The sequence below is a fragment of the Ktedonobacterales bacterium genome (genome assembly GCA_036557285.1).
Taxonomy (GTDB): Bacteria; Chloroflexota; Ktedonobacteria; order Ktedonobacterales; family DATBGS01; genus DATBHW01.
In genome coordinates, this window is record DATBHW010000034.1 from 39,329 (window position 1) to 61,351 (window position 22,023).

21 protein-coding genes are annotated in these 22,023 nt (G+C 62.1%); 16 read left to right on the forward strand and 5 right to left on the reverse strand.

The genetic code is table 11. From position 1 onward, the window contains the following. Positions 1 to 83 precede the first annotated feature (83 nt). Entirely contained in the window at positions 84 to 635 is a 552-nt protein-coding gene (locus tag VH599_09985; protein HEY7348631.1) for a hypothetical protein, read from the reverse strand. Between the two features lie 555 nt (positions 636 to 1,190). On the opposite strand from VH599_09985, the gene VH599_09990 reads away from it, so the two are divergent. Beyond that, positions 1,191 to 3,770 carry a TIM-barrel domain-containing protein gene (locus tag VH599_09990; protein ID HEY7348632.1) on the forward strand — a complete coding sequence of 860 codons (2,580 nt, stop codon included), beginning with the start codon at positions 1,191 to 1,193 and terminating at the stop codon, positions 3,768 to 3,770. A gap of 71 nt (positions 3,771 to 3,841) precedes the next feature. Here the strand turns inward: VH599_09990 and VH599_09995 are convergent, their stop codons facing one another. Next, positions 3,842 to 4,672, reverse strand: coding sequence for a TPM domain-containing protein (locus VH599_09995; protein ID HEY7348633.1), 831 nt, complete (start codon positions 4,670 to 4,672; stop codon positions 3,842 to 3,844). Positions 4,673 to 4,886: 214 nt separating this feature from the next. Then, positions 4,887 to 5,456, reverse strand: a complete 570-nt coding sequence (locus tag VH599_10000; GenBank protein HEY7348634.1) for an AAA family ATPase — start codon at positions 5,454 to 5,456, stop codon at positions 4,887 to 4,889. 615 nt (positions 5,457 to 6,071) lie between these two features. Here VH599_10000 and VH599_10005 point away from each other — a divergent pair. Continuing rightward, positions 6,072 to 6,530 carry a hypothetical protein gene (locus VH599_10005; protein HEY7348635.1) on the forward strand — a complete coding sequence of 153 codons (459 nt, stop codon included), beginning with the start codon at positions 6,072 to 6,074 and terminating at the stop codon, positions 6,528 to 6,530. Here the strand turns inward: VH599_10005 and VH599_10010 are convergent. Further along, a complete protein-coding gene (locus VH599_10010; protein ID HEY7348636.1) occupies positions 6,479 to 6,778 on the reverse strand; it encodes a hypothetical protein in 300 nt (99 codons plus the stop codon). The two genes, VH599_10005 and VH599_10010, sit on opposite strands and share 52 nt — an antisense overlap. Before the next feature lie 55 nt (positions 6,779 to 6,833). On the opposite strand from VH599_10010, the gene VH599_10015 reads away from it, so the two are divergent. The 14 genes from VH599_10015 to VH599_10080 all read left to right on the forward strand — a co-directional run bounded on the left by VH599_10015 (position 6,834) and on the right by VH599_10080 (position 20,710). Then, a complete protein-coding gene (locus VH599_10015) occupies positions 6,834 to 7,136 on the forward strand; it encodes a hypothetical protein (GenBank protein HEY7348637.1) in 303 nt (100 codons plus the stop codon). An 89-nt stretch (positions 7,137 to 7,225) separates the two neighbouring features. After that, entirely contained in the window at positions 7,226 to 9,034 is a 1,809-nt protein-coding gene (locus VH599_10020; protein ID HEY7348638.1) for an NAD-binding protein, read from the forward strand. A gap of 271 nt (positions 9,035 to 9,305) precedes the next feature. Then, positions 9,306 to 9,881 carry a peptidoglycan recognition family protein gene (locus VH599_10025; GenBank protein ID HEY7348639.1) on the forward strand — a complete coding sequence of 192 codons (576 nt, stop codon included), beginning with the start codon at positions 9,306 to 9,308 and terminating at the stop codon, positions 9,879 to 9,881. A 21-nt stretch (positions 9,882 to 9,902) separates the two neighbouring features. Then, entirely contained in the window at positions 9,903 to 10,814 is a 912-nt protein-coding gene (locus tag VH599_10030; GenBank protein HEY7348640.1) for a methyltransferase domain-containing protein, read from the forward strand. Positions 10,815 to 11,289: 475 nt separating this feature from the next. Next, positions 11,290 to 11,985: a phage antirepressor N-terminal domain-containing protein gene (locus VH599_10035; protein HEY7348641.1), complete on the forward strand. Its 696-nt coding sequence runs from the start codon at positions 11,290 to 11,292 to the stop codon at positions 11,983 to 11,985. A gap of 591 nt (positions 11,986 to 12,576) precedes the next feature. Continuing rightward, positions 12,577 to 13,644, forward strand: a complete 1,068-nt coding sequence (locus VH599_10040) for an SPFH domain-containing protein (GenBank protein ID HEY7348642.1) — start codon at positions 12,577 to 12,579, stop codon at positions 13,642 to 13,644. Between the two features lie 367 nt (positions 13,645 to 14,011). Continuing rightward, positions 14,012 to 14,275 carry a twin-arginine translocation signal domain-containing protein gene (locus VH599_10045; GenBank protein ID HEY7348643.1) on the forward strand — a complete coding sequence of 88 codons (264 nt, stop codon included), beginning with the start codon at positions 14,012 to 14,014 and terminating at the stop codon, positions 14,273 to 14,275. Between the two features lie 52 nt (positions 14,276 to 14,327). Next, positions 14,328 to 15,704 (forward strand): DUF4331 domain-containing protein, encoded by a 1,377-nt coding sequence (locus VH599_10050; GenBank protein HEY7348644.1) that lies wholly within the window; start codon positions 14,328 to 14,330, stop codon positions 15,702 to 15,704. Positions 15,705 to 15,848: 144 nt separating this feature from the next. Next, complete coding sequence (locus VH599_10055) at positions 15,849 to 16,184, forward strand: hypothetical protein (GenBank protein HEY7348645.1); 336 nt, start codon at positions 15,849 to 15,851, stop codon at positions 16,182 to 16,184. Beyond that, a complete protein-coding gene (locus VH599_10060) occupies positions 16,181 to 16,465 on the forward strand; it encodes a hypothetical protein (GenBank protein HEY7348646.1) in 285 nt (94 codons plus the stop codon). The genes VH599_10055 and VH599_10060 overlap by 4 nt, the downstream gene beginning before the upstream one ends. Positions 16,466 to 16,819: 354 nt before the next feature. Beyond that, positions 16,820 to 17,347 (forward strand): 50S ribosomal protein L10, encoded by a 528-nt coding sequence (gene rplJ / locus VH599_10065; protein HEY7348647.1) that lies wholly within the window; start codon positions 16,820 to 16,822, stop codon positions 17,345 to 17,347. A gap of 81 nt (positions 17,348 to 17,428) precedes the next feature. After that, on the forward strand, positions 17,429 to 17,815 hold the full coding sequence (rplL, locus tag VH599_10070) for a 50S ribosomal protein L7/L12 (GenBank protein HEY7348648.1): 387 nt from the start codon (positions 17,429 to 17,431) through the stop codon (positions 17,813 to 17,815). 289 nt (positions 17,816 to 18,104) lie between these two features. Then, the gene (locus tag VH599_10075; protein HEY7348649.1) at positions 18,105 to 18,767 is read left to right on the forward strand and encodes a glycerol-3-phosphate acyltransferase; all 663 of its coding nucleotides are present in this window, start codon (positions 18,105 to 18,107) and stop codon (positions 18,765 to 18,767) included. A gap of 284 nt (positions 18,768 to 19,051) precedes the next feature. Continuing rightward, positions 19,052 to 20,710, forward strand: coding sequence for a glycosyltransferase (locus VH599_10080; protein ID HEY7348650.1), 1,659 nt, complete (start codon positions 19,052 to 19,054; stop codon positions 20,708 to 20,710). Positions 20,711 to 21,024: 314 nt separating this feature from the next. On the opposite strand, the gene VH599_10085 is transcribed toward VH599_10080, so the two are convergent. Further along, complete coding sequence (locus VH599_10085; GenBank protein ID HEY7348651.1) at positions 21,025 to 21,801, reverse strand: hypothetical protein; 777 nt, start codon at positions 21,799 to 21,801, stop codon at positions 21,025 to 21,027. Positions 21,802 to 22,023 lie beyond the last annotated feature (222 nt).

Here is a 22,023-nt window from a genome sequence, read left to right on the forward strand (position 1 = left end):
GATATGTTTCACGTGAAACATATCTGAACGCTTGCTATGTTCCACGTGAAACACGTTTTCACGATTCCTCACCAGCGCGCCAGCTAATGATGCGCAGCAAGCGCCGCTGGCGAAGGCGCGTCATCGGGCAGCAGCACATACATCCCCGCGTAGAACGGGCGCACATACGGCGGAATCAAACGCATATCGGCCATCATCCCACTCGCCAGCCCCGCGTACATCTCCCAATCGTTGCGGTCCACCAGCAGGCCCGCCCAACCACGCTCAGGAATCCCATGTATGTATTCGTAGGCCAGTTTCGCCATCCGCTCATAGCGCGAATCAGTCTCCTGGGAAAGCTTGATCGTCGTCTCGATCATCGCGTCTTCCTCGCCGACGCGCCGAAAGTGGCGCCAGGCATGCGCCAGTTCATGAATCGCCGCCTCATACTGCGCCGTATACAAAAAGACCTTGTTCTGCTCAGGATACCAGAAGCCACCGCCGCGCGTGCTGTGCAAATCTTCCACCTCGAAATCCACCATCGTTCGCAGCCAGTCTTTGGCCTCTTCCCGATAGGGAAACGTCGCCAGCACCTCCTCACGAAACGCCGCCACCTCTGGATTCACTACCGCTGAAAGACGTGATCGCTCTGCCATCTCGATCTGCTCCTTGAGTCGCTGCTCCTCGCGCTCCTTCCAACTTTATACAACCGATCAGATATGTTTCACGTGAAACATATCCGCACGCTTGGATAGTCAGCTCATGATGAATGGAGTGTTTCACGTGAAACATTTTTTATCAATCTGATGCTATACAACCGATCAGATATGTTTCACGTGAAACATATCTGAGTGCTTGGCACGCGCTAAAGTGTGGTTCCACCAATTATCGGGGGCCACTGGTAGCGCCGCCTTCCAGGCGGCTAACGCTGCGCCAGGGCGAGCGTTCGCCCTCCAGGCCAGCGGACCAGCAGGCCAACGCTGGCCGCCAAGAAGGGACGCGCGAGCGACCAACGGAAGCGAGCATGGCCGCGCCCAGCGCGGTCAAGCGGCTCTGGCGAAGCCCTTCCCGAAGGGAGGCGGCGCTGCAAGTACCACGCCTCGCTTGCCAACACCTCAGATTTGGTAGAACCCTAAAGTGTTTCACGTGAAACATTTTACGCCATATGCTACCATCTATACCAACAGGCCATTAAGAAGGAGAACACGTGCATGTCCGAAGCCCAACCGCCAGACTCGCCAGAAGAAGCGTCCCGCGCGCTGGCTCGCCCTGGCGCTGCCCCTCAGCCCACCTCCATTGACATCGGCCCCGCTGTCCTGACTGGCCGCGAGGGCCGCTGCTTCACCTTTACCGCCAGCGAGAGCCGCGCCCGCGTGCGCCTGACCATCCTGGCGGCTGATCTGGCGCGCGTGGACCTGCTGCCGGAGGGCCAGCAGGAGCCGCCGCGCTCCTGGGCCGTCGCTGAGCCAGAAGACGCCTGGCCGCTGGTTCCGCTGGAGGTCGAAGAAGCGCCAGATACCAGCCTGATCATTCGCGCGCCCGACATGGCGATCAGGGTTTCGCTCGCGCCCGAAGCGTTTCGCCTGGCGTTCTTCAACAGCGAAGGCGTCTTGCTCAGCGCGGATGCGCCCGACGCCCTGAGCATCACGCGGCAAGACCCAGGCCCGACACCCGCTATCGTACAGCGCGGCGAATGGGGAACGCGCTGCGCCAAAGTCCTGACGCCGGACGAGCATCTTTTTGGCTTCGGCGAACGCACCGGCCCAATGAACAAACGCGGCTCGCGCTTCCTGCTCTGGAACACCGATCCGCTGGGGCCGCACGACGATAAAACCTGGGCCATGTATGCCGCGATCCCCTTCTTCCTGAGCGTGCGCGAGCAGCCACCGCTGACCTATGGCATCTTTCTGGATAGCCCCGCCCTGACTGAGTTCGATCTGGGCGCTGCGCAGCCAGACCGCCTGACCTTTGGCGTGGGCGCGGGCGAAGGCGCGCTGACCTACTATTTCTTTGCGGGCACCGGCGAAGAGGCGTTGCAGACGATCCTGGCGCGCTACACCCGGCTCACCGGGCGCATGCCCTTGCCGCCGCGCTGGGCGCTGGGCAATCATCAGTGCCGCTGGAGCTACTATCCTGATAGCTGGGTGCGTAAGCTGGCCCGCGAGTTTCGCGCCCGCCAGATACCCTGCGACGCGCTCTGGCTGGACATTGACTATATGGACGGCTACCGCGACTTCACCTGGCATCCGCAGCGATTCCCCGACCCGCAGGGGCTGATCGCTGACCTCCACGAGCAGGGCTTTCGCGTCGTCACCATCCTTGATCCCGGCGTCAAGCAAGACCCGACGTATGCGGTCTATCAAGAGGGCGTGCGCCAGGGCTATTTCTGCGCGCTGCCGGACGGCCAGGTCTTTCATGGCCCCGTCTGGCCGGGTATGGCGGCTTTCCCTGACTTCAGCCGCCCCGACGTGCGCAGGTGGTGGGGCGATCTGCACACGGCGCTGCTGGACGTGGGGGTGGATGGCATCTGGAACGATATGAACGAGCCGTCGCTGACCAGCCAGCTTGCCCCCGAACTGAATATACCCTGGGGCAGCACGCTGCCCCCGCAGGCGCGGCATGGCCCAGAGACAGGCGCGCTGCCGCATCTGGCTTTCCACAACGCCTATGGCTCGATGATGGCGCGGGCCGCCCGCGAAGGGCTGGAACGGCTGCGGCCTGATGAGCGTCCTTTCGTGCTGACGCGCTCGGCTTACGCGGGCGTGCAGCGTTACGCCGCGCTCTGGACGGGCGATAACTCCAGCATGTGGGAGCATCTGCGGCTGGCGATACCAATGTGCCTCAATATCGGGCTATCGGGCGTGGGGTTCGTGGGCGTGGATGTGGGCGGCTTCTGGGGCAGCGGCAACGCCGAACTGCTGACGCGTTGGACACAGCTTGGCGCGCTGCTGCCGTTCTGCCGCAACCACAGCAGCGCCCACACGATCCACCAGGAACCCTGGGCATTTGGCGAACCCTATGAGAGCATCAACCGCCGCTACCTGGAACTGCGCTATCGGCTGCTGCCCTATCTGACGACGCTCTTTTACGAAGCGGCGACGACTGGCGCGCCGATTATGCGCCCGCTTCTCTGGCACGCGCTCAACGATCAGAGCGCCTGGGAGATCGAGGATGAGTTTCTGCTGGGGCGCGATCTGCTGGCCGCGCCGGTCTATGAGCCAGGAGCCAGCACGCGCCGCCTGTATCTGCCTGCTGGCGAGTGGGCCTATTTCTGGTCGGGCGAGCGTTTTCATGGTCCGGCCTGGGTCGAGGTTCGCGCGCCGCTGGATGAACTGCCCCTGTTCGTGCGCGCCGGAGCCTTCTTGCCGCTGGGGCCGGTGATGCAGCATACAGGCGAGCGCGCCAGCGACCCGTTGACGCTGGCGCTCTACGTGCCAATGACTGATGGCGCGGGGGTATCTACGCTGTACGAGGATGACGGCCTGAGCAACGAGTATCGCAATGGGGCATTCTGCCTGACACGCTCCGGCTTTGCCTGGCAGGTGTCCGGCAGGCTTTCGATTACGCTAGAGCCGCCAGACGGCTCCTACCGGACTGAGCGCCACCAGCTTCAGCTAGAGGTTCATCTGCCCTTTGCGGCCAGCCGAGCACAGCCGCGTATACGGAGTGTGCTGCTGAATAAAGAGGCGCTAGAGGGCTGGCAGGCGCGCCCGACGCGCAATGAGGTGATCGTGACGCTCTCTCTGGACGAGACCAGGGAGGCGCGAATAGTAGAGGTAATGTTAAGCTAGCGAGCAGTAGTGTTTCACGTGAAACACTACTGCTCGCTAGCTTATGGCTTCGGCAAGCTGAAATCTGGTGTTTAGAAATTGCCGCTGGCTCCGCCGCCAGCATTGCCACCACCGAAGCCGCCGCTGGCCCCACCGCCAGCATTGCCACCACCGAAAGAACTGCCCCCACTAAAGCCGCTGTGGTGGGTGGAGCCACCCCCGAAGCCGCCATAAGGTGGGTGGCCGTCGAATGGGCCGCGACGCCGGGAGCGTGAACCGCCGACAATGGCAGCGATCAGCCCTATGACGATCACGAAGCCAATACAAGGAATGAGGAGCAGATTAAAGGGGTTGAAATCGGTTCCTGTGGTGGGAACAATACCGGTGGTTGGGTCTCCGCTGCCAATGTCCCCGTTCGTGGGATCGGTTCCTGTGTTTCCGGTATTGTCTCCTGAATTGGGTGAAGAGCTTTGCAAGCTATCGCGCAGTGAATCAATGGCGGCGATGGTTGCGCCGGTATAGTCGCCTTCGCCGAAGGCGTTTCTGAAGGCGTTAACGGCGTCATTATACTGGCTGTCTGTCAATGGGAGTGCTTTGCCGCCAAAGATGGCGATGTGTCGCTGGACGGTGTCAATGTTGATCACCAGAGTGTTGACATCACTGACAGCGTCTCGCGTTTGCTGGTCAAACTCGTCAGCACTGCCAGTGAAGCTGTTAGTGGTGAAGATGCGGATAGGATCTGGCAGCGTGGCTGCCTCGTTTTGCACTTGCTCAGTATTCAAGACGTGCGCGTCATCGTGAACTTCGACGCTGGCGGCACGCGCTGTGGGCGCGGCGATGAGCAGCAGCCCCAGCGCGGCGAAGAGCGCCGACACACCCAGGACCGGCCACCAGATGCGTGGCCGTCCCGTATGAGCGATCATGGATGTCCTTTCTTTCCTTCCTTGCTCGACACCAATCAAGGCTACCGATCAGATTATAGCAGGTATCCGCCACTTTTACAGCGTCACCCTGCCCCAGAGGGGCAGCGGGCGCCTGCGCGGCGGTGGGCCGCCTGGAAGGCGGCGCTACAAGTGGCGTGCGCCTGGAAGGGCGATGGTGGCAATAGCGCGGCGGTGGGCCGCCAGGATGGCGGCGCTACGAGTGACGGAGGGCGGCGCGGATTTGGTGAAGCAGGCCAGCATAATCAAAGCTGTGCGGCGTGGTGGTGTTGATTTCGACGACCTGGCCGCCAAGGGCAAGCGGCGTAAGCCGCCCTTGTAAGAGCCGCTCTTTGTTTTGTTCAATCCATTCCCGATCCTGATGGCTGGCATGTCGTTCTAACGTTCCGGCACGCGCCAGGAAGCGATCCAGGAGAACCTGCCCATCTGCCCTGCACAGAATCTGAAACGGCTCGAAATCGTACCGGTGTTGCAGACGAAGAAACTCGGCAGTTCGTAATGCGGGGCGACCAAAAAATCCCTCGACAATGAGCGATTGGCCCGCTGCTAACACCAGGCCCGCGACGTGGTAGAGGAGGGCAAACGTGGCCGAGCCAAGCGCAGGGGGGAGGCCGTTGCTGCGACAATCAAGCGCGTCGTAGAGGGTCTCATGCAGGTCATCCCTGGAGAAGACCGGGAGCGCCGCATCTGCCGCGAGCCGTTTTGCCAGGGTGGTCTTGCCGGTTCCGGGCAAGCCGTTCACGATATATACTACTGGCTTTCTCATGCTGATCGGGCTGACTTTCGTCCGGTTCCACCAAAAATGAGGTGTTAGCAAGCGAGACCTGTTACTTGTAGCGCCGCCGTCTCGGCGGCCAACGTTGGCCTGCTGGTCCGCTGGCCTGGAGGGCGAACGCTCGCCCTGGCGAAGCGGTGGCCGCCAAGATGGCGGCGCTACAGGTACACCATCCCCGCAGCCCCCTGCCGCCTGGAAGGCGGCGCTACAAGTGGCAACCCCCAATAGTTGGCGGAACCCTTTCGTCCTACGCCGCTTGACAGAAGCGACACCGCCTGCTATACTAAGGTTGCTCGGAACAAGAAGTCTTGCTCCGAGCCGGACCGAACGGCATGACGCAGCGACGTAGTAAACATCGCCACGTCATTACCCCAACCCTGGCGAGACCAGGAGTGGGGCTTTGGGCATTCTACCATCTGGACTCTCTTCGGAGAGTGTTTGCTCCTCGGCCTCCTCCTGCAAACGGTTGGGACGCCACTTGTTATCAGGGGAACGCGCGGCTTGCGCTCCCCTGCTCTGGCAAGCCGGGTGTTTTCCACTGCATCAGGCGGGGGCCGTTTCGGCGTCTTGAGTTGTTCGCTCACGAAGTCGAAAGGAGTCTCTCTCATGGCAATCCCAGGTGGTTTCCCACCCCCTCCGCCGCGTCCACCCTTTGGCCGCTACCGTTTCTCGAACCCGCTGCGCCGCGAATACGGCATCCGCTTGCTTACGCTGACCCTGCCGGAGCCGCTGCGGCTTGTCCTGACCCGCGCCCTGCGCCGCCCTCCGCTCTTTGACGGCCAGCAGACGCCGCTGGCGGTGCAGAGCGCCCACTGCCGCCGCCTGAACGATGCCGAGTTAGCGCGCGCCAGCCAGCAGACGAAAAGCACGCTGGTGCTGACCGAGGTGGAGGTGACGCGGCGCACGCTTGAAGCGCCGCTGGGCAGTATCAGCCGGATGACGCGCAATACGCTGCTGATCGCGCAGGGCGTGCAACTACGCCGTCTGTATCTGGCGCTGGTGGCGCAGTTGGGTCAGGCGGCTGCGCTGGCGGTCTTCCAGCAGGCGCTGGAGGCGGTGGGGTAGCCGCCCCCATCCCCAGCGGTCATTACTGAAGCCGAGGTTGGCTGGCGGCTGAAGGCCGCGCCTGCGGCCTGGGCTGCTTGCCTCGGCTGGGCCTCGTCGAGCGAGAGGTCCTCGCTCCCGTTGGTCGCTCGCGCAGCCCAGTTCCCGCATTCTCCCTCGCTGCGCTCGGTCGCGGGCCGCTGCTGTTGCCCCGTCCTCTCGCTCGCTACGCTCGCTCGCGCGCCCGCGCCTGGAGGCTGCGCCGCCAAGCCTCCCTGCGGAGGCTCCCCGCCCGAATAGCGCGGGGATTGCGACGAGGGCGACGTGCACGCTGGCGCGGCGATGGGCCGCCAGGGACGGCGGCGGTACAGGCGGCGTTGGCCTGGAAGGGTAGTGGTGGCAATAGCGCGGCGGTGGGCCGCCTTCCAGGCGGCGCTACAAGTAGCGGGCGCGCGGGCGCGGCGGTGGGCCGCCAGGGATGGCGGCGGTACAGGCGGCGTTGGCGTGCAAGGGCGACGGGCGCGCGGGCGCGGCGGTGAGCCGCCAGGGATGGCGGCGCTACAAGTGGCGGCGGGTTGGCCGCCTGGAAGGCGGCGGTATAGGTGGGGGAGCAGGCGCGCTTCTTGACGTGGGCGCCGCCAGTTTGGTATGCTCTGGTTGGGCAGCTTGCTCTTGAGGGGCAGGTGTCTGTATTCTGGGCAAGGGGAGAGCCAGCGATGGGGCAGACTACTCCGGCGGGCCGCAGGGCAAGGCGCAGCCGCCAACTACGCCGCCACTATTCTGTGTGGCGGTTGTTCCGGGCGAATCTGTATGATCTGGCGCTGCTGGCGCGGGAGTCGTCAACAGTGCTGGTGGGCTTTGCGCTGGTTGCTCTGATCGGGACGTTGTATTTTCACTTTTTCTATCGCCCACGATTGGATTTGCATCTGGCGCTCTATCAGGCGGTGAAGCTGCTGCTCTTTGCGAGCGAGGAGAAGCTGCCCGCCGATCTTCCGGGGCAGGCGCTTTTCTTTGCTGCGCCGCTGCTTGGGTTGGCGCTGCTGGCGCAGGGTGCGCTCAATTTTGGGCGGCTGATTCTGGATAAGAGCAATCGTCGTGACGCCTGGCAGGTTGCGTTGGCTTCGACGTATCGCCGCCATGTGATCGTGTGCGGATTAGGGCATGTTGGCCTGCGGGTGGTGACGCTCTTGCTGGAGGCAGGCTCGGATGTGGTGGTGATCGAGCGCGATGCGGCGAGCGAGTTCATCAGCCGGGCGCTGCACTTGAAAGTTCCGGTGGTGATTGGCGACGCGCGCGAGCCAGCGACGCTGGGCCAGGCGGGGTTGAAGTACGCGCGAGCGATTGTGGCCGATGTGAATAATGATCTGCTCAATATTGAGATTGCGCTGGCGGCGCGTGCGGGGCAGCCAGGCATCAAGACGATTCTGCGCATCTTCAGTGAGGAGCTTGATCGCAATCTGGAGCGGAGCTTTGGCCTGAACACGGTTTTTAGCGTGCCGGCGCTGGCGGCGGCAACGCTGGCGGCGGCGGCGGTGAGCCATCAGATTGATTATGTGTTGACGTTGGATGACAATGCCGACTTGCTTGGTGTGTCGCATTTGACGATTCAGGCTGGCAGCGAGTTTGCGGGGCCGCTGTGGAAGTTCGAGGAGGGCGAGGGGGTGCGGGTGCTGGCGTATGAGAACGCTGCTGGCCGAGCGGGGCAGCCGCTTGCTGCGCAAGAACTGAAGGCAGGGGATCGGCTGGTGGTACTTGGTTCGCTGGATGCGCTGGAGACGCTGAGCCTGAAGGTGTTGAGCGGTGATCAGATGGGGGCGCTTTCGACGGGGCGCGGGGGCCAGCCGGGCCAGCGGCTGGATCATGTGGTTGTGTGTGGGTTGGGCAAGGTGGGTTATCGGGTGGTGCAGCGCCTGTATGGTCTTCACCCACGCCCGCAGATTACGGTGATCCATGTGGATGATGGGGAGATTTCGTTCTCGAAGCAGATCAGGGGTCTTGAGGGGGTGAGACGGATCATCGGGGATGCCCGCGATATAGAGACGCTCCAGAAGGCGGCGGTGCATCAGGCGACGACGATTGCGGCGGTGACTTCGGATGATCTGGTGAATCTTCAGATTGGTCTGGCGGCGCGGCGCGCGCATCCGCACCTGCATCTGGTGCTGCGGGTGTTCAGCGATACGCTGGCGGAGAAGCTGGGCGAACTATTTCATATTTCGACGACGTACAGTACGTCGGAACTGGCTGGCTCGACGCTGGCGGCGGCGGCGATTCTAGGTGGGGTGAGCCAGGCGTTCTTTGTTGGCAATCGGCTGCTTGCCAGTGACGGGTATGTTGTTCGCGCGGGCGCGAGGCTGGTGGGCAAGCGTGTTCAGGCGATTCGGGATGAGGAGCAGGCGCTGGTGATCGCGCTGCGGCGGGAGGGGAGGCTGATGACGCTGCCGCCGCTGGAGATGGTGGTGGCGGCTGAGGATGAGTTGACGCTGCTGGGAGGGCTGGATGCGCTGGGGCGGCTGCGCGGGGGGTGAAGGCCGCGCCCGGAGGCTGCGCCGCCCTGGCGATTGAAGTCGCGGCTAGGGGCGTCTGCGGACGCCGCCAAGTCCGTCTACACGGACTCCCCACCCGTATTGGCGCGGCGTGCGCGCTGTGGCAGCGGAAGCAATAGCGCGGCGGTGGGCCGCCAGGGATGGCGGCGGTACAAGCGGCGGTGGGCCGCCAGGGATGGCGGGGGTACGAGTGGTGGTTTGGTATGATGGGTTCAGGTCAGGTTTTCGAGTCAGGTTCTAAAGGAGGCTCCAGGTGGGGGCGCAGTATCCGCAGGCGCTCTGGATGCCGCATGAGAAGTATGGCTATCCGCAGGGGACACAGGGCCGCAATGGGCAGGCGCTGCGGTATGTGGTGGTACATGGGACGGGGATGCCGGGATCGGCGCAGGAGGTGGCGCGGTATTTTCAGAGCAGCCCGGTTGAGGCGGGGACGCATTTTGTGATCGGGCGCGATGGGGCGGTAGTGCAGTGCTGTTTGATTGAAGATGCGGCGTGGGGCAATGGGGGGCCACAGCCGGGGGCCGATCCGTTCTGGCCGAGGGGGATCAATGCGAATCTGCTGACGGTGAGCATTGAGCATTGTAAGCCGTCGCCGGATAACCGGGAGGAGTTGACGGAGGCGCAGGGGCAGGCGAGTTTCAGGCTGATCAGGTGGCTCTGCGAAAGGTTTGGTATTCCGGCGCGGGCCGCCGATGCTGCGGGTGGGATTGCGACGCACGCGAGTATTGCGCCGAATGATCGGGCGTTTTGCCCAGGGCCGTATCCCTGGGATGATCTCTACGCGTATCTGCATCGGCCCTCCGGGTTGAGGGGCGAAGGGCAGGAGTGAAGGAAAGGAAAGGACTCGTTTATGCGTTTTTGGGGTTGGTTTCGTCGCTCTCTTCAGACGCGGGAAGAGGCAGGCGCGGAGGCGCGCCGTTGGAGTGTTTTTGGTGGGCGGCGGATGTTGATCGAAAGTCCGTATGTGCTTCCGAAGGATGAGGCTGAGGGTGGGCGATTGGACCTTCAGCATCATTTGCTGAAGGTGGCATTTGGTCGCAACTATGCTGCTCGTTTGCGAGCGCCGCGCATGATTCTGGATGTGGCGTGTGGGACGGGTGTCTGGGGGCGGGAGCTGGCGAAAGAGTTTCCACAGGCGCGGGTGATGGGGTTCGATTTTGATCGGAAGCCGCTGGAGGCTTCGCTGAAGACGCTGGGACCAGGGGGGCAGTTTCCGGGGAATTTTCAGTTTCTGGAGGCTGACGCGCTCAAGCGTTTTCCGTTCGAGGATGGGACGTTTGATTTTACGTTTGCGCGCTTAATTGCGCCTTTTGTGCCGATAGACCAGTGGCCGCATGTGGTGGGTGAGATGCGGCGGGTGACGAGGCCGGGTGGATACGTGGAGGTGGGGGATTCTGGCGGGCTGCCGGTTAGCGCAAGTCCGAGTTTTACGACGCTGGCAACGACTTTTGATCGGTTGATGAAGGGGCGCAATCTGCATGCTGATCCGGCGCGCTATCTGGCGGGGTATTTGCGCGAGGCGGGGCTGATTCGGATCAAGGAGCGGACGGTTCAGATTGGTGTGCGGCGCGAGGAGGTGAGGCAGCGGCAGATGCTGGCCGCCGATATGCTGTCTGCGGCGCAGGCTATGGCTCCTATTTTTGTGAGGCTTGGTCTGTTCACTCAGGAGGAGTGTGCGACTTTGCTTGCTCATGCGCGGGAGGAGGTTCCACGCATGGGGATTACGTGGTCGTTTACGTGGGTGTATGGGGTGGTTCCGTAGCGGGGCAGGGGTTCGTTAGCTGGTTGACGGTGAGCAAAAAGCGCCTATAGTTATCCACAAGTTGTTGCGGATTGCGCAGTTGTGGATAACTACAGGCGCTATGGCATGGCGCCAGGGTGCAAAAGACACCGCAAGCGCCATTGACCCCACATCTGGTACGAGCCAGTGGACGGGGCTGGAAGATTCTATCATCTTTGAGATGATGATTTCTCAGCGGCCACCTGCTGGCAGGGCATACCGTACAGGCCAGAGGTGGCCGCTTCGTATGCGGCCACTGGGGAGAAATGCCGGGGATTGGCAGAGTTATCCACAAGCATGTGTGTGTTGGGGCAAAGGGGGTGTCGAATGGACACCCCCTTGGGCAAAGGGGGTCTATAATGTAGACCCCCTTACCATAAAAGTTGCCCGAATTACGGACCCCCTTTGGCAAAGGGGGTCTGGATTACGGACCCCCTTACACAAGAGGAGTATATTTATGTCAGAAACCGAACTCATTCCGGTGGCACAGGCTGAATTGAAGGTAGCGAGCGTATCATTGATTGCTGTTCTTTTGCCTGATGGGCAAACCGGTGCTGTCCTCTCGATGCTCTGCGAGGCATTAGACCTGCGAACTCGCAGCCAGGCACAAAAGCTACGTACCCATCCGGTACTGTCTCTGGCCCTGGTTCTGGCTAAAATAGAGACGGCAGGCGGGGAACAGGTGGTCAATGTCTTGCTGTCGTGGGGCGTTCCCTTATGGCTTGCGAGCATCCGCGCTGGAGGGCGTTCCCCCGCTTACCGAGAACGATTATTGACCATGCAGCGTGAAGTGGCCGCCGCGCTGTGTCGGCAGTTCTTCTCTAATCTGTCTACAAACACTCCAACTTCTTCCACTTCCCCTGGAGAGCCATCTGAGACACTTCTCTCATCGCCCTGGCAGGCATTGCATGCTGCTCTGTCGGCGTTAGAGGCGTCACTAGATGCCGACGCGCTGGCGGTGGGCGGACGGCTGGCGGCGCTGGAGGCGCAGGCAGCACAATCGTCAGCAAGCGAGCATAATCATGTGAGCCAAGAGCGTTTGTTGGCGGCGGCGATTGAGCGATTGCTTGTGCATGAGCGCCGGTTGAACAGGCTGAAAGGGCGAGGCCCACAGAAGAGGCGGCGCGGGAAGGCGCGCCGCTTTGGCAGGTGAGCATGCGGCGTTTGTTCAGGAGGGCAATGGCTGGCCGCTGGTTCTGGGTGGAACCTTGGTTCGGGAGAGTTCCACCACCTATCGGGGGTTGCCACTTGTAGCGCCGCCCCCCTGCGGGAAGGGCTTCGCCAGAGCCGCTTGACCCCCCCTTTGGGGAGCGGCCCTTGCGGGAACCCGGCCTGCGGCCTGGGCTGCTTGCCTCGGCTGGTGCCCCGTCCTCTCGCTCCCGTTGGTCGCTCGCGCGTCCCTCCTGGCGACTCAACGTTGGCCTGTTGGTCCGGTGGCCTGAAGGGCGCACGCTCGCGCTGGCGCAGCGGTGGCCGCCTGGAAGGCGGCGCTACAAGTGGCGGTGGCCGCCTGGAAGGCGGCGCTACAAGTACCATGCCTCGCTTGCCACCACCTCATGTTTGCTAGAACCGTTCGGGAGCGTTGACATGGGCTGGCTCCTTCTGCTATGCTATGAGGAGTAGAGGGTGATTATCATTCCCTGATTGCTAGCTTCTGTTGGCTGTGCCGACATTCGAGAAGTACGGTGTTGCTGGTGGTTCTCGGATAGAAAGCAGCCTGGCAAGCTGGCAAAAGGGGGATTGTATGATCCGTCAGGCGTCCTCAACAACCATCTTGAAGCATGTGATGGTTGTTTTTGTGTTTTTTTTCGCGGTTTTTGCGCTGCTGAATACGGGTCTTTCCTTCATTTATCAGCCGCTGTTTACCTTCCTCATGAGTGTGCCGACGTTTACGACGATTGCGCTGTTTGCGTTGATTCTGACGTTGATTATTCGGCAGACTTCGGTTGCAGACATCCCGAACAATACGATTGGTCTGGTGACGTATGCCAATGGGGCGCTGAAAACGCTTGCGCCGCCAGGCCCGACGTGGGTGTGGTTTGGGAGAGAGCAGTTGAGGGGGTTTCTTTCGCTGGAGACGGTGAGCGCGCACATGCCGTTGATGGGGCTGAGGTCGGGGGATGGGGAGGCGCTGGCTCCGCTGGTGATGATTCTTAGCTGGGGTATTCACGAGAAGATGACGACGCTGTTTTTCAGTCAGTTTCGGCAGCAGGTGGCGGAGGTGGCGCTGGAAAGTCAGTTGAAGCGCGAGCGGCGGGTGCGCGATACGGTGGCGGGGGTGATGAGGCGGCGGGTGGGGGAGCGGCTGCTGGCGGATCTGGAGGAGGATTTGGCGAATATGCACCAGAATAGTTTTGGGAAGGCGCTGGTGCGAGAGGTGAATGCGGAGCTGAACTCGATTGGGCTGAAGGTGGAGCGGGTGGAGTGCATTGGGAGCATTACGAGGCCGAGCGAGGTTTCGGGGGGGAAGCACAGGAGCGAGGCGAGCAAGACGCCATCCAGGGCGAGCGAGGCGGCTATAGAGGAGGTGCAGCGGCGCGCCGATGATGTGTTGAGTCGGGCGCGGCGGGCGGCGCCGGAAATGCTGGCGGCCACCAAGGCGGTTGAGGCGTATGTGCAGGCGGTTCTGGATGTGGCGCAGCAGGCACAGGGGGCGCTGAAGAGGCCGCTGAATATGCAGGCGGCGGGGGCGGCGCAAAAGGCGCAAAGTGAGCGGATGCGTGAATTGGCGGCGGAGATTTACGCGCTGCTGGAGGCGGCGGGTGAGTTGAAAGAGGCGAGCGAGCGGATGAACGCTCGCTTTTCGGTCTGACCACCAGGGAGGGGGCTGGCGGCTGAAGGCCGCGCCTGGAGGCGGCGCGGCCTTCAGCCGCCAGGAAGGCGGCGGTACAGGCGGCGTTGGCCTGGAAGGGCGGCGGGCGCGCGGGCGCAGCGGTGAGCCGCCTGGAAGGCGGCGCTACAAGTGGCCGCCAGGGGCGGCGGGGATGATGTTCCTCTTTGATTTTCTCCTTTTCGTTTGATTTTCTCCTCTCCATAAGAAGGTGTGTCTGTTTTTTTGTAATCCAGACACATCCGGTCGGTGTACTTAGAGTTGGTCAGCGAATGTACATTCGACTCGTGCTTTTGGATCGATGCTTTTGATGGTATGCGGTTTTGCTCTGATGTTGAGAGGAGAGCAAATGAAGAACGTCTCACGGCGCAAGTTTATTATCGGCGCTTCGGCGGGGGCGGTGGCGATTGGCGCGGGGGTCGGGGTACCGGCTGTGGTGATCGGCCAGAATCAGGCGCAGAAGGCGGCAAAGTTTGCGGCGACGCTGGAGAGGCCGCTGACGCTGTACCTGCGGGATGCTTCCAAGGGGGAGATGGTGCTGCTGGCGGATGACAAGCAGGTGATTATCCACGACAGCGATCTGGCGAACCGCTTGTTGAATGCCGCGCAGTAAGTAGTGGAGGCTGCGGGCAGTTAGCTCAGTTTCTTTTGTGTGAGGTGCATACATGTCGTCTCATCGTGAGGCCCCTGAGATTTCTAAAGATCCGGTGGCTGACAATACGGATGTGTACGCTTTTGTCAGCCCGGATAGGCCGGATACGGTGACGTTGATCGCCAATTTCATTCCGCTGGAGGGTCCGGCGGGTGGTCCGAATTTCTATGAGTTTGGCGATGATGTGCTGTATCAGATCCATATTGACAATAATGGGAACTCGAAAGATAACATTATCTTTCAGTTCCGGTTCAAGACGAAGATCCGCAACCCGAATACGTTCCTGTACAATACGGGGCAGGTGCTTTCGCTGGGTGATACGCATTGGAATCGGCCCCAGTTCTATTCGGTGACGCGGGTGGAGGGGGATGGCAGTTGGAAGGTGTTGGGAGAGAATCTGACCTGCCCGCCGTGTAATGTGGGCGTGCGCTCGATGCCCAATTATAGCGCGCTGGCGCAGGCTGCTGTTCACGATCTGGGTCATGGGATTAAGGTGTTTGCGGGGCAGCGGCGCGAGGGTTTCTATGTGGACCTGGGGTCGGTTTTCGATCTGGCGGCGCTGCGGCCTTTCCAGAGTCTGCATCTGATTCCGAATCCGCCAAACACGGCAGGGGTGGATGCGGTCAAGGGCGTGAATGTGCATACGATTGCCATTCAGATCCCGAAGAATCAGCTTACGAACGTGGGCTGGGATCCGACAGACCCGAAGGATATTCGTTCGGTGATTGGGGTGTTTGCGTCGGCCAGCCGCCACAAGGCGAAGATGCGCGAGGCGGGGAATGGTCCAGACTGGGATACGGGGCCGTGGGTGCAGGTGTCGCGGCTGGGGAATCCGCTGGTGAACGAGGTCGTCATCCCCATGAGCAAGAAGGATCGCTGGAACGCGACGCATCCGGTGAATGACGCGCAGTTCTTGAAGTATGTGCAGCGTCCAGAGTTGGCGGGTCTGCTGCCCGTGCTGTATCCGGGGGTGTTCCCGAATCTGGCGGCGTTCAAGGGGGTGCGGTCGGACCTGGTGGCGATTCTGATGACGGGGATTCCGAATGGGGTAGCGCCGGGCTTCCCTGGCAATTTTACGGGCAAGACTCCGGCGGACCTGCTGCGGCTGAATATGGCGATTCCACCAGCGTCCAATCCGAACAATCTGGGGCTGCTGGGCGGCGATATTGCGGGGTTCCCGAATGGCCGTCGGGTGGCTGATGATGTGGTGACGATAGAGATTCGGGCAGTGGCGGGGGCGACGCTGCCGCTGGTTGAGCCGAGCTTTGTGCCGGATGGGGCGGCGAGTCTGGTGACGGATATTCAGCAACCCGATCTGAGCGGGCGCTATCTGGATACGTTCCCGTATCTGGGTGTGCCGCTGGATGGCTACGATACGCCGTCGTCGTAGGGGATGGCTGCTGGAAGAGGTGAAGGGGCGCGCGCCTGGACGGGTAAAACTGCCAGGCGCGCGCTTTGCTTGCGGGGGCCAGCGCCTGGAAGCGCAGCGGTAGGAGTGGGGGAGCGTTATTATCGTATCAAAGGAGGGCAAGCGATGGGCGAGCATGGTGAGCATGGCGATTACAGCCTGCATAAGGGGGCGGCGGCGCTGGATATTGGGGAGGATGTTGGGGCGCTGATTATTTATACGGGGGCGGGGCTGCATGGCGAGGAGATTGAGGTCAGCCCGCAAGGGGAGGATGGACGCAGGACGCATACGGCGGTGCTGGAACGGCGGGTGAATGGGGGTTCGGTGTTTGCGGCGCTGTTTCTGGCGCTGCGGGAAGGGACGTATCGTATCTGGAGGAATGATGGGGATGTTGCTGAGGTGGTGACGATTGTGGGCGGGGAGGTGGCGCAGGTTGACTGGCGGGAGCGCCCTGGCGGTTGAAATCGCGGCTGGAGGCGGCGCTACAAGGGGCGGGTCGGTTGTTCCACCACCTATCGGGGGTTGCCCCTTGTAGCGCCGCCATCTTGGCGGCTCAACGCTGGCCTGCTGGTGTGCTAGCCCGCAGGGCAAACGCTCGCCCTGGCGCAGCGGTAGCCGCCTGGAAGGCGGCGCTACAAGGGGCGTTCGCGTGGATACGCGGCGGTGGGCCGCCTGGAAGGCGGCGCTACGGGCTGGCCGCCGAGACGGCGGCGCTACGAGTGGCTGGCCGTTTGTGCGCTTGACAGGGGGTATCAGGCGTGGTACGATAGGTTCACAACTTAATCAACGATGCGCCAGAGACAGCAGGCGCGCTCGATAGGGAGTGCTTAATCGAGGACCAGCGTATTCGACTCCGGTGAGGATGTTGAAAAAATTGGAGTTGGTCCGGCCCGCCGAGGCGAAGTACATACCGCGACGAATGGGATGCGCGCCTACCCAGGCAGGGCGCTCCAGGCGTTGGGGCTGCTCCTAGAGATTGGGCAGCGCGGCGGGATGGGTCTTCGAGTTCGGCAGATGGGCCGCTCGATGGCCCGTTTTTTTGTGGCTGGCGCGGGTGTTTGCTGGAGATGTTTGTTAGAAAGGAGGTGGAATCGGATATGCCAACTCAGGCAAAGGCTGAATGGATTGAGGAGCTGGCGGAGAAGCTTCAGCGCAGCAAGGCGGGGGTCTTGCTGCAAACGCAGGGGTTGAAGGTGTCGGAGATTACGGATTTTCGGCGCAAGCTGGGGGCGTCGAAGGCGGAGCTTCAGGTGGTGAAGAATACGCTGCTGCGCATTGCGGCGGAGCGGGCGAAGGTGGAGGGGCTGACGCCGCTGCTGGCGGGGCAGACGACGCTGGCGCTGGGGTATGACGATGAGGTGACGGTTGCCAAGGTGGTGAGCGATTACGCGCGCACGCAGCGGATTATTGTGATTAAGGGCGGGATTCTGGAGAATCGGCTGATTTCGCCAGCGCAGGTTGATTCGCTGGCGAAGACGCCGACACGCCCGCAGCTTCAGGCGCAGTTGGTGGGCAGCCTGCAAGGCCCGGCGGCTTCGCTGGTGAATGTGTTTATTGCGCCGCTGCGCGATCTGGCGTATGTGCTTCAGGCGCGTGTGGATCAGTTGGGCGGCGCGCAGGCGTGAGCGCGGCGCTGGTGTTTCGTTGGGATGTGCGCAGAGTTTGCGAGATTCAGAGAGATTCAGAGAGAGAAGGAGTAGATTTTCATGGCTGTTGATGACATCATTGCTGAAATTGAGAAGTTGAGCGTGCTTGATCTGGTGAAGCTGGGGAAGGCGCTGCAAGAGAAGTGGGGCGTGAGCGCGGCTCCGGTGGCGGTGGCGGCTGGCCCGGCGGCTGGTGGGACGGCTGAAGTGGCGGCGCCCGTTGAGGAGCAGACTGAGTTTAACGTGGTGCTGGCTTCTATTGCTGATCCGACGAAGAAGATTAATGTGATCAAGGTGGTGCGGGAGATCACGCAGCTTGGGCTGAAGGAGGCGAAAGACCTGGTGGATAGCGCGCCCAAGCCGGTGAAGGAGGCGGTCTCGAAGGAGGAGGCGACACAGCTAAAGGCGCGGCTGGAAGAGGCTGGCGGCGTGATCGAGGTGAAGTAAGCAGATCAGCCGCGTGCCAGTCTGGTACGACAGCAGCCCTCCGGTCAGATGGCCGGAGGGCTGCTGTTTGCTTTCGAGAGGTGTGTAGCAGCGGCCTGAGAAATTGTGGCGCGGGCGATCTGTTTGGCATTGGAGTTGCGTGCTATACAGGCGGGCGCTGCTTCTGAGGTTGTCTGGTAGTAAGGTTCCAGTGTTATAATAGGAGAGAGGAATGTGGTTGTGGCTCCTGAGATGAGGGAGCCGTTCGGCTGAAATCCAGGGTAGGAGTTTCCTAACTGGGGGTACGACGATGACGATACGCATTCTGTTTCTTCTTCTGGCGGCATACCTCCTTGGCTCCATCCCTTTCTCGCATTTCATCACCAAATGGCGCACTGGCCTGGTGATCCGCGAGGTAGGCGAGGGTAATGTGGGCAGCCGCAATGTGTGGCATGTGGTTGGGCCTCGCTGGGGTGTGCTGGCGTTTGCGCTGGATATGCTGAAAGGGTTGGCGGTGTACCTGGGGGGGCTGGCGCTGGGCGTGCCGATCTGGGGTATCGGGCTGGCGGGGATCGCGGCGGTGCTGGGCCACCAGTTTAGCTTTTTTCTGCATGGGCAGGGGGGTAAGGGGCTGGCGACGATGCTGGGGGTGATCCTGGGGCTTTCGCCGCTGGCCGCGCTTGGGGGGCTGGCGCTGCTGGGGCTGGCCTATGTGTTTTTCCGCGATTTCAATCCGAGTGTGATTGTCTCTGCGCTGGGGGTGATTTTCCTGCCGCTGGTGGTGGGGCCGTCGCCAGTGGTGACGGTCTACGCGCTGGGGATGGTGCTGATGGCGGGGGTGAAGAAGCTGCTGGATCGCCAGCATGAGACGCAGGTGTGGGGGGCGCATCCGTGGGAGGGAGGGGGGAAGCCGGGCTTTCATCATGCGGAAGGCAGCGATCAGGCGGCATCGCAGGATGCGAACGCGCACTAGGGTACGCTCCCCGACAGTTTTTTTTGCAGGGCCATATTCCTGGGGCGCGCCAGACCCCCACCGTTCGCCGCCAGGGACGGCGGCGGTACAGGCCCCCACGGCCCCCCTGCCGCCTGGAAGGCGGCGCTACAAGTGGCCGCCTGTACCGCCAGCCTCTGTGCTGGGGCGGGAGGGGACGGGGGTGGCGCCCGCCGCTCCCATGTGCGGCTCGAAAACGTGTCAGGGAAAGAGCCACGAGCGCGGGGACGAGTTGTTTCTACTGATCTAGCGGAGTCGAGGCGCGTATGCTGATCTATCAGAGTGTTATTACGGCTCTTCTGGCTGTGATGCTGGTCAACACGATCAACAATCTGCGGCTGTTCCGCCGACCTGCGAAGCGGGCGCCGCCGGTTGATGGGCCGCTGGTTTCGGCGCTGATACCGGCGCGCAATGAGGAGCGTTCGATTGGCCGCTGTGTGGAGTCGCTGGCCCAGCAGGATTATCCCCACCTGGAGATTCTGGTGTGGGACGACCAGAGCGAGGACCGGACGGCGGAGATGGTGGAGGAGTTGGCGGGGCGCTATCCGTCGGTGCGCTTGCTGCGAGGGGGGCCGCTGCCGCCGAACTGGCACGGCAAAGCCTATGCGTGCGCGCGACTGGCGCGGGAGGCGCGTGGCGATTGGCTGCTGTTTGTGGATGCTGATACGGTTCACGCTCCGGGGGCGGTTTCGACGGCGCTGGCGTTCGCGCAGGAGCAGCAAGCGGATTTGCTGACGATGATGCCGCTGGTGCTTGAAGAGAGCTTTGGCGAGGCGCTGCTGCTGCCGCTGGTGCCGATTACGTTTGGGACGTTCCTGCCGATGGGTCTGGTGGCGGGGCGCAAATATCCGCTGCTGGCGGGGGCGATGGGGCCGTTTCTGCTGTTCCGGCGCGAGTGGTATGAGCGGGTGGGGGGACACGAGGCGACGCGCACAGATATTGTGGAGGATATGAAGCTGGCGCGGCTGGTGAAGCAGCGCGGGGGGCTGGTGGTGTGGATTGATGGGACGGCGCTGACGCGGGTGCGCTTTTATCATAATTTCGTGGAGGCGTGGCACGGGCTGGCAAAAACGACGTTCGCGGCGATAAACTATTCGCTCTCTGGCCTGCTGCCAGGGATTTCTGCGTGCATCGCGCTGTATCTGGCGCCGTATGGGTTTCTGGCTGCCGGGCTGGTGAATCGGCGCTTCGATGCGGCCTGGTTCTGGCTGCCGCTGAGCCAGATTCTGCTAGGCTGGTTTGCGCGCTGGCTGCTGGCTCAACGCTTTCATATGCGGCGTTGGATGGCTTTTTTACACGGGCTGACGATGCTGATGACGATTTTGATGACTTGTTATTCTACCTATCAGGCGATCTTTGGGGCGGGCGTGACCTGGAAGGGGCGCTCATATCGGTTCCGAGGGCGCGGCGCGCGGCCTGGTGTGCAGAAACAGTTGGCAAAGACGCTGCTGACCGTTCGCCTGGGGTTGGGGTCGCTGCTGGCGGTGCTGGGCTGGCGCTGGGGGAATGAGGCGCTGGGAGTCGCGGCGCTGCTGCCGCTGGTCATCTGGACGTGCGCGATGCTGCAACACGCGCTGGCTTCTGGCGCGGAAGGGACGGGGAGCGGGACGCTGGCAAATGTGGCGGATGGTGTGAGTGGGCTGGGCAGCCTGGCGTATCTGCTGCTGAGCGGGCAGATGACGCTCTGGCTGGCGCTGGTGGTGCTGTTGATTTTGCTGGTGAGTGCCTATGCGTTCCACTGGCGCAGCCTGCCGACGGCAGGTTCGATTACGCTGGGGAGCCTGCTGCTGTTGATCGGGGGGGCGAATTTTTCGCTGATCCGTATTATTCTGTTCTGGTGGGCGCTGGGGGCGCTGTTTCTGGCGCGGCGCTCGGTTGGGCAGTTTCTGGGGGCGTGGTTTCAGCGCCTGCGCCCACCGCTGTGAGGGCTGGGGGCAGGCTGGCGGTTGATGATGTTTTCCCATTCAATCAGGACATATCGGCGGGCGAGGGACGCCCCCACCCTGGTGGTTAAAAACCGCGGCTAGGGGCTGCGCCACCAAGTCCCTCTACAGGGACTCCCCACCCGCGGCGGCGCGGCGTTTGCCTGGAAGGGCGGCGTTGGCGCGGGCGCGGCGGTGGGCCGTCGGGACGACGGCGGTACGCGCAGGCGGCGTTGGCGCGTAGCGCCAGCCTTCGCGGCTTTCGAGCGGTGGGCCGTCGGGACGACGGCGGTACGGGTGGATGCTGGCTTAGCATCCTATTGCAGACTGTCGAACCAGTCGAGGACGGCAGGCCAGGCGCTTTCGGGCAGGTCGGAAACGTCCTCGACCTCGAAGTGGTCGGCCAGCCCGGCCAGCGTTTCACCGATGGGCAGGCCCTGGCTGGCGCGCAGCTGGCGCGCCAGCAGGTAGATTTGCTTTAGCCGCTGCCCAGAATAGGCCACAATGGGCCGCGCTGGCCCGCCTTCCAGCGTGGTGACGCGCTCTTCGAGGTGTTGCTGGGTCTCTTCCACTGCCGCCAGACGGGCGCCTACCTCCTGCTGGTCTGCATGCGGCTGGCGGCGCAGCACCTCAAACTCACTTTCCAGGTGATGCAGGAAGGCATGCCCTTCCTGCCAGACGGATTGAGGCGCTGAAGCCTGGCTGGGAGGAGGCGGGACATTCGCATTGGCCGCTCGCTCGGCAAAGGCTCGTTCAATCAGGTCAACAGCCTTTTGCTGCAATGCCAACGATACTGGTTGTTTTGCCTCCGGCAACCGAGAAACTTGCAGACCAGCAGCCCAGATAGGAATCGCCCAATGGAGTAAGACGTGCATTTCTATAGTGGTACTTCCAAACGGCATTGGCACTAAGACTAGAGCCTGAGAAAGCTTGGGATGCCTTCTCACACGAGCAAGCTGGCTGCTAAAATCGATGTCTAGAATCCGACATAAGGAGCGCAGTGTGGCCCCCAGCCGTCCATCAGGAAGTTGTAGAACATCAATTGGCGGAATCGTCGCCCCAATGCGAACCGGGATGAGCGTCAGGTTCATCATAAACACCCCACTGTTATACGATAAAAATCTTGGGTCATGGTCATTATAACCATGACCTGTGGTCGTTATGACCATGACCTATGGTCATAACGGTATCCCCTTGGAGTAAAAGGATCAGCCAGACTCAGACATGTTCTCTGCCTCCTTAGTGTGATCTCGCGCAGGCGGCGCTGGAAGTGAAACGGCCATCCCCTGATGCGCGCGGGCCAGGCGATAGGCTGT